12 protein-coding genes are annotated in these 13,078 nt (G+C 68.1%); 6 read left to right on the forward strand and 6 right to left on the reverse strand.

The genetic code is table 11. The annotated features are described in order from the left end of the window. Nucleotides 1-3: 3 nt before the first annotated feature. Together ACYVKL_RS17140 and ACYVKL_RS17145 are read left to right on the forward strand one after the other, a co-directional pair. Nucleotides 4-324 carry a GNAT family N-acetyltransferase gene (locus ACYVKL_RS17140; RefSeq protein ID WP_246598326.1) on the forward strand — a complete coding sequence of 107 codons (321 nt, stop codon included), beginning with the start codon at nucleotides 4-6 and terminating at the stop codon, nucleotides 322-324. A gap of 15 nt (nucleotides 325-339) precedes the next feature. Next, on the forward strand, nucleotides 340-1,350 hold the full coding sequence (locus ACYVKL_RS17145) for a pirin family protein (RefSeq protein ID WP_379164512.1): 1,011 nt from the start codon (nucleotides 340-342) through the stop codon (nucleotides 1,348-1,350). Between the two features lie 40 nt (nucleotides 1,351-1,390). Here ACYVKL_RS17145 and ACYVKL_RS17150 read toward each other — a convergent pair whose 3' ends face one another. Further along, complete coding sequence (locus tag ACYVKL_RS17150; protein WP_379164514.1) at nucleotides 1,391-2,230, reverse strand: helix-turn-helix transcriptional regulator; 840 nt, start codon at nucleotides 2,228-2,230, stop codon at nucleotides 1,391-1,393. Nucleotides 2,231-2,480: 250 nt separating this feature from the next. Between ACYVKL_RS17150 and ACYVKL_RS17155 the strand changes: the two genes are divergently transcribed. Beyond that, the gene (locus ACYVKL_RS17155; RefSeq protein WP_379164516.1) at nucleotides 2,481-3,488 is read left to right on the forward strand and encodes an aldo/keto reductase; all 1,008 of its coding nucleotides are present in this window, start codon (nucleotides 2,481-2,483) and stop codon (nucleotides 3,486-3,488) included. Nucleotides 3,489-3,498: 10 nt separating this feature from the next. On the opposite strand, the gene ACYVKL_RS17160 is transcribed toward ACYVKL_RS17155, so the two are convergent. The 3 genes from ACYVKL_RS17160 to ACYVKL_RS17170 form a co-directional block, all read right to left on the reverse strand. Further along, on the reverse strand, nucleotides 3,499-3,969 hold the full coding sequence (locus tag ACYVKL_RS17160) for a PaaI family thioesterase (RefSeq protein WP_379164518.1): 471 nt from the start codon (nucleotides 3,967-3,969) through the stop codon (nucleotides 3,499-3,501). A 123-nt stretch (nucleotides 3,970-4,092) separates the two neighbouring features. After that, complete coding sequence (mqo, locus tag ACYVKL_RS17165) at nucleotides 4,093-5,598, reverse strand: malate dehydrogenase (quinone) (protein WP_379164520.1); 1,506 nt, start codon at nucleotides 5,596-5,598, stop codon at nucleotides 4,093-4,095. A gap of 141 nt (nucleotides 5,599-5,739) precedes the next feature. Then, nucleotides 5,740-6,276 (reverse strand): CGNR zinc finger domain-containing protein, encoded by a 537-nt coding sequence (locus ACYVKL_RS17170; RefSeq protein WP_379164522.1) that lies wholly within the window; start codon nucleotides 6,274-6,276, stop codon nucleotides 5,740-5,742. A gap of 39 nt (nucleotides 6,277-6,315) precedes the next feature. On the opposite strand from ACYVKL_RS17170, the gene ACYVKL_RS17175 reads away from it, so the two are divergent. The 3 genes from ACYVKL_RS17175 to ACYVKL_RS17185 all read left to right on the forward strand — a co-directional run bounded on the left by ACYVKL_RS17175 (nucleotide 6,316) and on the right by ACYVKL_RS17185 (nucleotide 9,766). Continuing rightward, nucleotides 6,316-7,272 (forward strand): EamA family transporter, encoded by a 957-nt coding sequence (locus ACYVKL_RS17175; protein ID WP_379164524.1) that lies wholly within the window; start codon nucleotides 6,316-6,318, stop codon nucleotides 7,270-7,272. 79 nt (nucleotides 7,273-7,351) lie between these two features. Next, nucleotides 7,352-8,044 carry a DUF8020 domain-containing protein gene (locus tag ACYVKL_RS17180; protein ID WP_379164526.1) on the forward strand — a complete coding sequence of 231 codons (693 nt, stop codon included), beginning with the start codon at nucleotides 7,352-7,354 and terminating at the stop codon, nucleotides 8,042-8,044. A gap of 189 nt (nucleotides 8,045-8,233) precedes the next feature. Continuing rightward, entirely contained in the window at nucleotides 8,234-9,766 is a 1,533-nt protein-coding gene (locus ACYVKL_RS17185; protein ID WP_379164528.1) for a flavin-containing monooxygenase, read from the forward strand. Here the strand turns inward: ACYVKL_RS17185 and ACYVKL_RS17190 are convergent. Together ACYVKL_RS17190 and ACYVKL_RS17195 are read right to left on the reverse strand one after the other, a co-directional pair. Further along, nucleotides 9,736-10,824 (reverse strand): NAD(P)/FAD-dependent oxidoreductase, encoded by a 1,089-nt coding sequence (locus ACYVKL_RS17190; protein ID WP_379164530.1) that lies wholly within the window; start codon nucleotides 10,822-10,824, stop codon nucleotides 9,736-9,738. The two genes, ACYVKL_RS17185 and ACYVKL_RS17190, sit on opposite strands and share 31 nt — an antisense overlap. Then, a complete protein-coding gene (locus ACYVKL_RS17195) occupies nucleotides 10,821-13,067 on the reverse strand; it encodes an MMPL family transporter (RefSeq protein ID WP_379164532.1) in 2,247 nt (748 codons plus the stop codon). Before ACYVKL_RS17195 ends, ACYVKL_RS17190 begins: the two co-directional genes overlap by 4 nt. Nucleotides 13,068-13,078: the final 11 nt, after the last annotated feature.

The raw sequence follows: 13,078 nt of genomic DNA on the forward strand, positions 1-13,078 counted from the left end.
ACAATGAGCGAACAGGCCGTAGCGGCAACTGTCGTTCGTAACGACGCGCAACACCGGTACGAGGTGTGGTACGGGAATTCGCTCGCCGGATTCAGCGAGTACCGCGAGCGCGACGACAACGACACCACCTTCATTCATACCGAGGTGGATCAGGAATTCAGCGGCAAGGGCCTGGCGAATCTGCTCGCGCAGGAGGCGATCAAGGACGTGATCGCCCGGGGCCGCACCATTGTGGCGCGCTGCCCGTTCATCAAGAGCTGGCTGGACAAGCACCCGGAGTTCGACGAATACGTGGTAGGTAAAGGCATCAAGCGGGAACGTTGAGCAGGAGGTGTGGGTGTGAGTGATCTGGAGCCGCGGCCGGAGGAGTCGCTGTGCGAGTCGTCGGGCCGGCCCGGTCCGCGGGCGGAGTTCTTTCCGGCGCGGGAGGTGCCGCTGGGCGGCGTCCGCGGGGTGACCGTGTTCCGGTCACTGCCGCAACGGGATCTGCCGACCGTCGGCGCCTGGTGCTTCCTGGACAATTTCGGTTCCGGGTCGGAAGCCAATCCCGAAGGCCACGACATCGACCCGCATCCGCACATCGGATTGCAAACGGTCACTTGGCCTTTGGACGGCCGGATCCGGCACCGCGACGGGGTGGGCTCGGATGTGGAGATCGCGCCGGGACAGCTCAACATCATGACCTCGGGGCACGGCATCGCGCATTCGGAGTATCGGGTGCCGGGCCATGTCTCGGGGCACGGGTTGCAGCTGTGGGTGGCGCTGCCGGGCGAATCCAGGGATATCGCACCGCATTTCGAGCAGCACCGGGAGCTGCCGACGTTCTCGATCAACGATCTGCCCGACGCGCGGGGCGCCGAGGTCCGGGGCACCGTGCTGATCGGGTCGCTGGGTGGAGTGACCTCACCGGCGATCGCCTACACCCCGATCGTCGGCGCGGACCTGCGCGTCGAGGCCGGAGCGAATGCCGAGCTGCCGTTGAATCCGGTGTTCGAGCACGCGATCCTGGTGATCGAGGGCGCGCTGACCGTCGACGGCACCCTGATCGAGCCGGGCAACCTGTTCTACCTGGGCAGTGACCGGGAATCGATTCGCCTGCACGACACCGCGGGCGCACATCTGCTGCTGCTCGGCGGGGAACCGTTCGGCGAGGACCTGGTCATGTGGTGGAACTTCGTGGCGCGCAGTCACGAGGAGATCGAGCAGGCCCGAAACGATTGGGAGAAGCAGGATGTCGGCCGTTTCGCCGAGATCGCCGGGCACACGCCGGAGCAGCGGATCCCCGCTCCCCCGCTGCCGGGGCTGCATCTGAAGCCTCGGAAGCGGCGCTGCGGCGTACCGCACGAGTAGCAGCCTGGGTGCCGCACGAGCAGTACCGCGCGAGTGCGGCTCAGCTGCCGGTCATCGACTGGGTTCCGATGATCCGCAGCAGATCCAGCTTGTCCTGGGTGTCGGTGCCGGGCGCGGGGTAGTAGATCAACACGTGCCGGGTGGCGCTGGGGGTGAGCAGCGGTTCGCAGATCAGCTCCAGCACACCGACTTCCGGGTGGATCATGCGTTTGATGTGCCCGATGCCGGTGCCAACCTCGTGCTCGTGCCACAACCGCTCGAACTCCGGGCTGGCCGCGCGCAGCCGCGCCACCAGCTCGGTCACGTCGGCGTCGCCGGCGCGGCGGGCGGAGACGGCGCGCAGATCGGCGACGTGCTTGTGGCTCAGCGCTGCCCAGTCCTCGGGCGGGAAGATGGCGCGCGAGCCCGGCTCGGTGAACCAGCGCCAGGGAATGCAGCGGTCGAGTCCACGCTGTTGCGTGTAGTCCCCGGTCAGCAGGGTGTGCATGCGGTTCTGCACCAGCACCTCGCCGAGGTCGGAGATGACCACGGCCGGGGTGTCGTCGAGTTTGGACAGCACGTGCAGGATGCCCGGGCCCACGTGGCTGTCGCCGCCGCGGGCGGGGGCCTGATGCCCGGACAGGTGGTACAGGTGGTCGCGTTCGCTGTCGGTCAGCCGCAGGGCACGCGCCAGCGCGGCCAGCACCTGCACCGACGGCCGCGGCCCGCGGGCCTGTTCCAGCCGGGTGTAGTAGTCGGTCGACATGCCCGCGAGCAGCGCGACCTCGTCGCGGCGCAGGCCGGGGGTGCGGCGGCGGGCGCCGGGCGGCAGTCCGACGGTCCCGGGTTGCAGCTGCTCACGGCGGCGGCGCAGGAAGTCTGCGAGCTCGGTTCGATCCACCTCACCACTGTCCCCTGTCCCCGGGCCGGTAGCCAGGTATCGGCGGTCCCAGCCTCGGCTTGGATCCATCCACAGCGGTCCACAGCCGGGTCGATCCGGTGGAACGGCCAGGTCGAATCATCCACAGGCCCCGCACCCGGCCATCCACAGGGCTGGGGCGGGCTCGGCCGTGATCCGTAACCAGGGATCGCCGATCCCTGGATCGAGACTCCTCTCCCGCACCTCTGCGCGGAGGCGCAGAGTTGTCCACATGACCACGAACCTCAGCACCGTCCAGCTCGGCAAGACCGGGCCCGCCGTCTCCCGAATCGCGCTGGGCGCCATGGGAATGTCGGGCATGTACGGCACGGCCGACGACGCCGTCTCGATCGCGACCGTGCACGCCGCCCTGGACTCCGGCGCGAACCTCATCGACACCGGCGACTTCTACGGCATGGGCCACAACGAACTGCTCATCCGGCAGGCGCTGGTCGGCCGCAAGCGGGAGGACGTCCTGCTCAGCGTGAAGTACGGCGCGCTGCGCGGACCCGACAACAGTTTCGGCGGCGTCGACACCCGTCCGGCGGCGACCAAGAACTTCCTCGCCTATTCGCTGCAGCGGCTCGGCACCGACTACATCGACATCTACCGGCCCGCGCGGCTGGACCCGAACGTCCCGATCGAGGAGACCATCGGCGGGCTTGCCGAGCTGGTGCAGGCCGGGTACATCCGCCACATCGGCCTGTCCGAGGTGGGCGCGGAGACGCTGCGCCGGGCCGCGGCCGTGCATCCGATCGCGGATCTGCAGATCGAGTACTCGCTGATCTCGCGCGGCATCGAGGCCGAGATCCTGCCCGTCGCACGGGAACTCGGCATCGGCATCACCGCCTACGGGGTGCTGTCGCGCGGGCTGCTCAGCGATTCGGTGCGGTCCGGGCAGCAGTTCGCGCCCAGCGATTTCCGCGCCCACAGCCCGCGCTTCCAGGGCGAGAACCTCGACGCCAACCTGCGGCTGGTGGACGCGCTCGCGAAGATCGCGGCCGAGCGCCAGGTGAGCGTGGCCCAGCTGGCCATCGCGTGGGCGCTGTCGCGGGGCACCGACATCGTGCCGTTGATCGGTGCGCGGAAGCCCAAGCGCTGGGCCGAAGCCGTTGCGGCGGCAGACATTCGGCTCTCCGAGGCCGAGCTGGCCACCATCGAGGCCGCGGTGCCCGCCGATCAGGTGGCGGGCGGCCGCTACGCCCCGGCGCAGATGGCCATGCTCGACAGTGAGCGCTGACGCGTCTCGGTTACGTGCGGCGCGGCCGGATGACCGCGGTGAAGGCCGCGCGGGCCACGGGCTTGCCGGTGACGTCGGCGATGATCACCGGCACCTCCAGCTCGATCTCGGTGTGGGACTCGATGTTCGCGCGGGTCTCGGCGATCGTCTCCGGGGTCAGCTCGGCGGTGCCGGTGAACGGGCCCTCCTGCCCCTTGGCGCGGGCCAGGTATTCGATGCGGCCGTCGCGGGCGACGATGAAGGTCTCGCCCAGCAGGTCCACGATGCCGGAGATGGACGCGCCCATGGCGGCGGTCTCGGCCAGGCCGAACAGCAGGGCGGCGTGGATGTCGCCGTTGTGGTTGAAGTGCTCGGCGCGCGCCGGCATCTGCACCACGCTGCGGCCCGGAGCGTATTCGACGCTCTCGATGCCGGTGAACTGGATGAAGCCGAGCTTCTTGAAGCCCGCCATCACCATGTCGCCCATGGTCGCGCTGTCCATCGCGTCTCCCGCCGATCAGAAATTGAAACGTGTTCCACCGTTGGAACAACTACAGGCATACCGGGTGAGCAGCGACTTTGTCCACGGTCCGAGCGGGTTCGCGTGCGGCAGCTTCCTGCCGGATCAGCCCACCACCCGGCCCGCCAGGCCCAGCGCCTCCGCGGTCCGGGCCATGGTCTGCCGAGCCAGGCGCGGATCATCGGCCAGGTTCTGCCCCAACGTCGGCATCAGCTCCCGCAACCGCGGCTCCCAGATCCGGGCGTACCGCGGGAAGCAGCGCTGCAACACCTCGAGCAGGACCACCGGGGCCGTCGACGCGCCCGGGCTGGCGCCCAGCACCGCGGCGATCGAACCGTCCTGCGCAGCCACCACCTCCGTGCCGAACTCCAGCACGCCGCCGCGCTCGGCATCCGGCTTCACCAACTGGGCGCGCTGCCCGGCGGTGATCAGCGACCAGTCCTCGGCCCGCGCCTCGGGCACGAACTCGCGCAGCGCCGCCAGCTTCTTCTTGCGGGTCGAGGCCACCTGCCCGGCCAGCAGCCGGAGTAGTTCGGTATTCGCCTTGAGCATGGCGGCGATCGACCCGGCATTGGCCGGGCGCAGCGACCCCGGTGCGTCGAACAGCGAACCCTGTTTCAGGAAGCGGGGATTCGCGCCCGCGTAGGGCCCGAACAGCAGCGCGCGCTCACCGTTCACGATGCGAGTGTCCAAGTGCGGCATGGCGATCGACGGCGCACCCGGCCGCGCCCGGCCGTACACCTTGGCCTCGTGCCCGGCCGCCACCTCCGGATTGTCGCACCGCAGGAACCGGCCGCTCACCGGCAGCAGCCCGTAGCCCTCCGCCTCCGGAATCCCCGCCTTCTGCAGGATCTTCAACGCCCAGCCGCCGGCACCCGCGAAGACGAAGCGCGCGTCGGCCTTGCGGGTGAGCCGATCGTTCTCGGTCCGCCAGTCGACCCGCAACTGCCAAGTGCCGTCATTGTTTCGGCGCAGCCCGCGCACCTCGCAATTGCGGTGGATCTCCACGTCCTGCCAGCGCAGCCAATGGAACAACTGCCCGGTGAGCTCACCGAAATCGACATCGCTGCCGGTGATATCGCGGGTGGCGGCGATCGGCTCGGAGGCATCCCGGCCCGCGGTGAGCAGCGGCGCCCATTCGGCGATCACTTCCGGATCGTCGCTGAAACGCATATTCGAGAAAAGGTGATGCGCCGACATGGTCTCGTGGCGGCGGCGCAGGAAATCGACCTCGTCCTTCCCGCGCGCCAGCGTCATGTGCGGAACCGGATTGATGAAGGTCTCCGGCTTGCGCAGGATCCCGGACCCCACCAGCGACGCCCACAATTGCCGGGTCAGCTGGAACTGCTCATTGAGTTCGAGGGCCGGCTCGATATCGATGGAGCCGTCGGGATGCTCGCGGGTGTAATCGAGTTCGCACAGACCCGCGTGCCCGGTGCCCGAATTGTTCCAGGCCGCCGAGGCTTCGGACCCGACCTCGGGCAATCGCTCGTAGACCGCGATCGTCCAACTGGGTTCCAAATGCTTGATCAGCACCGCGAGCGTCGCGCTCATGATGCCGCCGCCGATCAACACGACGTCGTAGGGACGCAGCGGCAGTTGTGTTCTCATCGTCATTACCTGGACAACCCCGATTGAACTCGTACAGCGTACGGGCACGCTAGCACCATCGACCGGCCCGCCAGGGCGGCCTGGAGAACACTAATGCCCAACCCGGCGCCGCGCACCCGGAGCAACCCGCCACCCACAGAATCAGCCGACGGTCTTGCGGGCCCGATAGGCCGCGACCGCATTGCGGTTGGTGCACGCCGTCGAGCAGTAGCGGCGGGAACGATTGCGGGACAGGTCCAGCACGATGCCCGCGCAGCCGGCGTCGGCGCAGACGGCCAGGCGGGAGAGTTCGTCGGCACGGATCAGGTCGATCATGGCCATGGCGGTCTCGACCACCATGCGAACCTGCAGCGGAGCGTCCGGCGCAACCGCGTGAATGTGATAGTCGAGGCCGTCGTGGCGGACCAGGCGCGGGACCGCGCGATGCGCGGCGAGCAGGTCGTTCACCAGGTCGGCCGCAGTGTCGCGGTCGGCGGTGAGCAGGCGGCGCAGGGGTGCGCGCTGGGCGCGGACGGCGGCCAGTTCGGCGCGGGTGCGGGCGTGCGCACCGGTGTAGCCGTGCTTGGCGAAGAATTCGTCCAGCTGGGCGATCTCGGTGAGGGTGTCGGGGTCCTCGGCCGAGTTGACCAGTTCCACGGCGGCCGCCAGCGCCGCCACCGTGTCATCAGCGAAAATCACTTTGACAGATTACACGCGACCTCCTTACTGTCATTTGTCATGGCGACTGTGACTCATGACAAGGCGGTGGCGTCGAACCGGCTGCGTTCGGGACTGCTCTGCGCCGCCCTGTCGGCCACCGCCTTCGGGCTCTCCGGGCCACTGGCCCGCGGACTCTTCGACGCGGGCTGGAGTCCGGCGGCCGTGGTCATCGTGCGCGTACTGCTGGGCGCGCTCGTGCTGCTGCCCGCGGCCGTGCTGCAACTGCGCGGGGACTGGAACCTGCTGCGCCGCAATGCCGGACTGCTCGCCGGATACGGACTGCTCGCCGTCGTCACCGCCCAGCTGTGCTTCTTCAACGCCGTCGCCCACATGGACGTCGCGGTCGCGCTGCTGATCGAATACACCTCACCCATCGCGGTCGTGGGTTATCTCTGGCTGCGACACCGCCAGCAGCCCGGGCGCGCGACCGTACTCGGCGCGGCGATCGGCCTGATCGGACTGGTCCTGGTGCTGAACCTGACCGCCGGCACCGCCACCAGCCCGGTCGGCATCGCCTGGGCCATGGCCTCGATGGTCGGCGGGGCAGGGTATTTCATCCTCTCGGCGCACGCCGGGGACCAGGTGCCCGGCACCGTGTTGGCGACCGGCGGCCTGTTGATCGGCGGGGTCGGCATCCTGATCGCCGGACTGCTCGGCGTCGTGCCGCTGCACGCCACCACCGCCGCATCGGTCACCTATCAGGGCCTCACCGCGGACTGGTGGACGCCACTGCTGGCGCTGGGCGTGGTCACCGCCGCCATCTCCTATGTCACCGGCATCGCCGCCACCCGGCTGCTCGGATCGCGGCTGGCCTCCTTCGCCGCGCTCGCCGAAGTGGTGGCCGCCATCCTGTTCTCCTGGGCGCTGCTGGGTCAGGCCCCGGCCCCGATCCAATTGCTCGGCGGCGCTTTGATTCTCACCGGTGTCGTAGTTGTGCGACTCGGCGAACCCGATCACGACACGACTGCGCCATAACCCTTCACATCTCGAGTTGATAACGGTAGTTTGTCGCAAAGGTCGGGAAACCTATCCGCAAACTCGAGGACAAGCCACCATGGGTATCACCAAATACGTTGCGCCCGCACTGCTTTGCCTGACCGCGACCACCGTGGCGGGCACCGCCACCGCCGAACCGGTGCAGGCCCCCGCGCAACCCGCCCTGCAGCTCGAGGGCACCGATCACAGCATCGGCTACGACGTGGCCCTCTCCTCCGATCACCGCTCCGCCGTGAGCACCCTGCGCGCCGGGCAGTTCCTCGCCACCTGGGACGGCGAGGCCGTCATCGTCACCGACGACAAGGGCAGCCTGATCTCCACCGTGCCCCTGAAGTACGACATCGACGGCAAGACCGCCGAATTCACCCCCAAGATCGACGAGAGCAACCGCCGCCTCACCCTCACCCCCGTCGCCGCCGCCGACACCCAGCTCCGCGACATCGACGCCCAGCAGCACTTCTTCGACGTCGTCCAGGCCAATATGCCGGCGGTGGCCACCGGCGCAGCCATCGGCGCGACGATCGGCTTCATCGCCGGCTTCCCGCTGGGCCTGTTCGTCCTCGACTTCATCACGGCGCCCTTGCTCGCGGTGGTCGGCGGCGTCATCGGCGGCGCGATCGGCCTGCAGATGTCGGGCGGCCCGCAGGCGACCGAAGCCGCCCTGAGCTACGTCGACACCCTGGCCCCCGGCGCGTCCACCATCTTCCGCCCGGCTTTCGCCGCCATCCCCGTCCCGCCCACGGCCAACTGACCCCTCCCCCACCGCGAACCGGCCCGGACTCCGCATCGGAGTCCGGGCCGAATGCTATTGGTGCACAGCGAATTCGGGGCATCTGAGCGATTCCGTCCGCGACATACCGCATCACTGATATCCAGCTCAGCAGCGAGGCAGAACCATTAGTGTTGGACGCCACAGTTCTGTCGCAAGGGGGATGTTTCGGTGGTTGACAAGGAAGTCGTCATAGTCGGCGCGGGGTTCTCCGGCATCGGCCTCGGTATCCAGTTACGCAAGGCCGGCATCACCGACTTCACGATCCTGGAGGCGGCCGACGATATCGGCGGCGTCTGGCACCACAACAGATACCCGGGGGTCGCCGTCGACATTCCGTCGACCACCTATTCCTATTCCTACGAGCCGAATCCGTCCTGGTCGCGATTGTTCGCGCCCGGCGACGAACTGGCGGCCTACGCCAGGCGCTGCGCCGCCAAGTACGGCGTCACGAACCACGTCCGACTGCACACGCGCGTCGAGACGGCGAAATACGATGCCGACCAACACCATTGGAATGTCCGAACGAGCGGCGGATCACTCACCGCGCGGTTTCTGGTATCGGCGGTCGGGCCGCTCGACCAGCCGAAGTATCCGGACATCCCGGGGCTCGACACCTTCGCCGGGCCAACCGTGCACACCGCACGTTGGGACCCGGCCGTCGACTTGCGCGGCAAGCGGGTCGCCGTCATCGGCAGCGGAGCCACTGCGCTGCAACTGATTCCCGAGATCGCACCCGAGGTCGCGCGGCTTTCCGCTTTCCAGCGGACCCCGATCTGGGTGATCCCGAAGCCGAACACCACCATCGCACCGCCGATGCGGCGCTTGTTCGAACGCGTCCCGGTCACCCAACGGGTGCTGCGCATGGCCACCTCGCTGCTGGCCGAGTTGGTGATGACCGCCGGCATCGCCTATCACATGCGCGTTCCGCTGTTCGTGCGCAGCGTCGAGAAGCTGTGCCTGTGGCACCTCGAGCAGCAGGTCGCCGACCCCGAGATCCGCGAGCGGCTGACACCGAAGTACGGCCTGGGCTGCAAGCGCCCTTCCTTCTCGAACACCTACCTCCGAACCTTCAACCGCGACAACGTCGAGCTGGTCACCGACCGCATCGTGCGCATCGTCCCCGAGGGCATCGTCACCGCGAGGACCGACAACGCTTCGGGTGAGGTCACCGAGACGCTGCACGAGGTCGAGATCCTGTTGCTAGCAACGGGTTTCAAGACCATGCAATTGGGCGTGGTGCCTCCGTTCCCGCTGCACGGCACGGACGGCATCGAGGTCGGGCAGTGGTGGGACGAGCACAAATACCAGAACTACGAAGGCATTTCGAGCCCCTTGGCGCCCAATTTCTGGCTCATGAACGGGCCGTGGGCCGCCGCCGGGGCGTCCTGGTTCAGCGTGATCGAGTCCGGGAGCCGGCACATCGTGCGCTGTCTCGACGAGGCCCGGCGGCGTGGGGCGACCCAGATGGTCGTCCGACAGGAGCCCCACGACGCCTATATGCGGAGCATGCACAAGAAGGTGCGGCACACCTCGTTCGCTCAGCCCAGCTGCTCACAGGCGAACAGTTACTACTTCGACCGCCACGGTGAAGCGCCCTTCGTGCGCCCCATCTCGGGACCCGCACTCGAGCTCGCCAGCCGCACCTTCGACCTCGACCACTACCGATACGGTCAGGCGCCCTTGCCGGGCAGCCAGAAATAGGTCGCGGTGCGCGAACCGAACTTCGCGTACCGGGAGATGTACTCCTTGGAGATCGCGGCGATTCGGCCGCTGACATAGAGCCGGCGAACCTGGTCGTCGCGACTGCTGGCCTGGACCAGGCCGTTCTTGCGGCCCAGGCTCAGCGCCTGACCCGTGTAGCCCATCGAATACGGCTTCGGCTGCTTGCCGGCCAGGATCCGCGCGAGGGTGTCGCCGGCATGCGCGCCCTGCGGTGAGGCGGTGGCACAGCACAACCGGGCTCCCGGCACGGCCGCACAGTCACCGACCACGAAGATCCGCTCGTCGTCGACGCTGCGCAGATACCCGTCGACCACCGCGCGGCCCTCGCCGTTGACCGTCAGCCCACTGCGGGCGGCGAGATCGGGAATCCCGGACACCACGGCCCACAGGGTGAGGTCGGAGGCGAGTTCGGCGCCGGATTCGAGCCGGACCACACCGCCGGGTCCCGGCTCGACCTCCGCGACCGAGCCGCTCACGATCGTGACGTGCAACCGTTCCAACGCCTTCCGGACCCGCTGCTGGGCACCGGCGGACAGGCTCCCGCCGACCGTGTCGGCGACCAGGCGCACTTCCAGATCCGGCCGGGCCTCGGCCAATTCGGAAGCGGTTTCGATACCGGTCAGTCCACCACCGATGACGGTGACGGTGCCTCCGTTCGGTAGCGCCGCGAGGCGTTCCCGAGCCTCGCGCGCGCCCTCCCAGGTGCCGACCGGCGTGGCGCCCGGGATCGGCGTGACCGTGCTACCGACCGCGAGGAAAAGATATTCGTAGGAGAGGGTTTCGCCGTCGTCCAGCGTGACCGCGCCGTCGCCGACTTTCCGCACCGATCCGGTCCGGAGGGAAATACCGTCCGAAAGGATCGACGTGAGTGGCGTTGCCGCGGCGCCGGTCCCGGCGATCTCCTCGTGCAGGCGGACCCGCTCGATGAATTCCGATCGCGGATTGACAACCGTGATATCGACATCCGGCGACTTCTTCTTCAACCGGTTCGCCGCGATCGTCCCCGCATAGCCGGCGCCGACAATTACAACACTCACGATCGTCCTCCAGTTACATTTCCATCGATACACTCGCGGCCGCTGCCGATCACCGGCACCGGATCCACGTCTCTTTCGAGGCCGAAGCGATCATAGAAGGCCCGCAACGGTTTTGGCGCCCACCAATTCGCGGTGCCCATCAGTTTCATGAACGACGGCATCAGCAGCATCCGAATCACCGTGGCATCGAGAATCACCGCCAGCGCCAGACCGAGGCCCAGCATGCGCATGATCGCCACCGACGATGCGGCCAGCGCGGCGAAGACGATCGCCATCAGCAGTGCCGCGGCCGTGACGACCCGGCCCGTATGCCCGATTCCCAGAGCCACGGCACGACTGTTCGCTTCCCGGTTCCTGGTCGGCGATTCCTCCCAGAATTCCCGGATCCGGGCCAGCAGGAATACCTCGTAATCCATCGAAAGACCGAAAACCACACAGAACATCAGGACCGGAACGATCGCGACCAGACTTCCCGTCGCGGTGGTGCCGAGGCCGTCGAGATGACCGTCCTGGAACACCCAGACCAGGAATCCGAACACCACCGACATCGACAGCATGTTCATGACCAGCGCCTTCACCGGCAGCAGCAGACTGCCGGTGAGCAGGAACAACAACACCACCGTGGTCAGCGCGACCAGGGCCAGGAACAACGGCAGCCGGGACACGATGTCGTGGACGGCGTCGCGATCGTGCTGGGCCTTGCTGCTGAACAACGTCTGGCCCGGAGCCGGGACGGCGTGCAGGTCGTCGAGCAGCCGCTCGTTCGCGCTGTCGGTCGCCGGGATCGAGGTCGACACCATCAGCATCACCGCATCGCCGCGCCGGGCCTGCGGATCGCCGGGGCCCACCTTGGCGCCCGTGACGAACAGGCCGTCGGGCCCGACCACCGCCCCCACACCCGAGATCCGGGACAGGCGACCGGCATAGTCGTCGACCGCCTCGATGGAAGCGCCGCCGGAAGGCAACACGATCTGCGTGCCGGCCAGCACGCTCTGCGTGAAGTCGTCCCGCACGGCGTCACCCACCTCGCGCGGTTCGGCCGATTGCGGCAGCACCCGGTCATCGGGGTAGCCGAGCTTCATCCCGAGCACCGGCGCACCCAGGACCAGCAGTACCGCCGTCACGACCAGGCCGATCGGCAGGGCGCGCCGCAAGACGGCCATGGTCATCCGGTACCAACCGCCGGCCTGCACCGGAGGCAGCGGCCGCGCCGGGCGGCGCAGGAGTGTGCGCACGCTCAACGCATCGACCCGATCACCGAGCAGCGTGATCATCGCCGGCGTCACGATCAGGGTCGCCAGGGCGGTGAAGGCCACCACCGCGATACCGGCGTAGACGAACGATCGCATGAAGTACATGGGGAACGCGGCCAGGCCGAGCAGACTCAGCGCGACGGTCATCGCGGAGTAGATCACCGTGCGGCCGGCGGTGCGCATCGTGCACCGCAGTGCGGACTCACGATCCTGACCGGCGGCGACTTCCTCGCGATAGCGGCTCAGCACCAGCAGCGTGTAGTCGATGGCCAGGGCCAGCCCCATCGCCACGGTCAGGTTGAGCGCGAAGATCGAGACGTCGGTCAACGCGGACACGCCGCGCAGAATCCCGGTGGTGCCCGCGATGGCGCACAGGCCCAACACGATCGGCAGCGACGCCGCGACCAGACCGCCGAACACCCACACCAGCACGAGGAAGGTGATCGGGATCGCCACCAGTTCGGCGATCAGCAGATCCCGCTTCAGCCTGACGTTCAGCCAGTCGTAGGTGACGCCGTCCCCTCCGATGCGCACTGTCACGCCCGCGGCATCACCGCCGAACTTCGCGGCCAGTTCGTGCGAATTCTTGACCCCCGAGTTGTCCGAGCCGCGCACACCGGCCACGACCAGACCGGTCGAGCCGTCCTTGCTGCGCAGTGCCGGCGCCGCCCACGGTGTGTCCCAGAGTGATTGGACGTAGGTGACCCGAGGGTCACCGCGCAGGCCGGCGACCAGGTCCGTGCCCTTGGCTTTCGCCGCGTCCGAGTTCGCGCCGCCGTCGGCCCGGATCTGGAATACCAGGATCTGACCGCCGCGATCGAATGTGTCCTGGAGCTGCATCAGCGCCCGGCTGGATTCGGCGCCATCGGAGACGAATCCGCCGGAATCCAGGTGCGATTCGACGCCGATACCGCCCACGCCGAGTGCCAGCATGAGAAATACCCAGCAGGCCAGCACGGCGCGTGGCGATCGAATGACGACATTCGTCATCGCGGCGATCA

The sequence above is a fragment of the Nocardia tengchongensis genome (assembly GCF_054781395.1).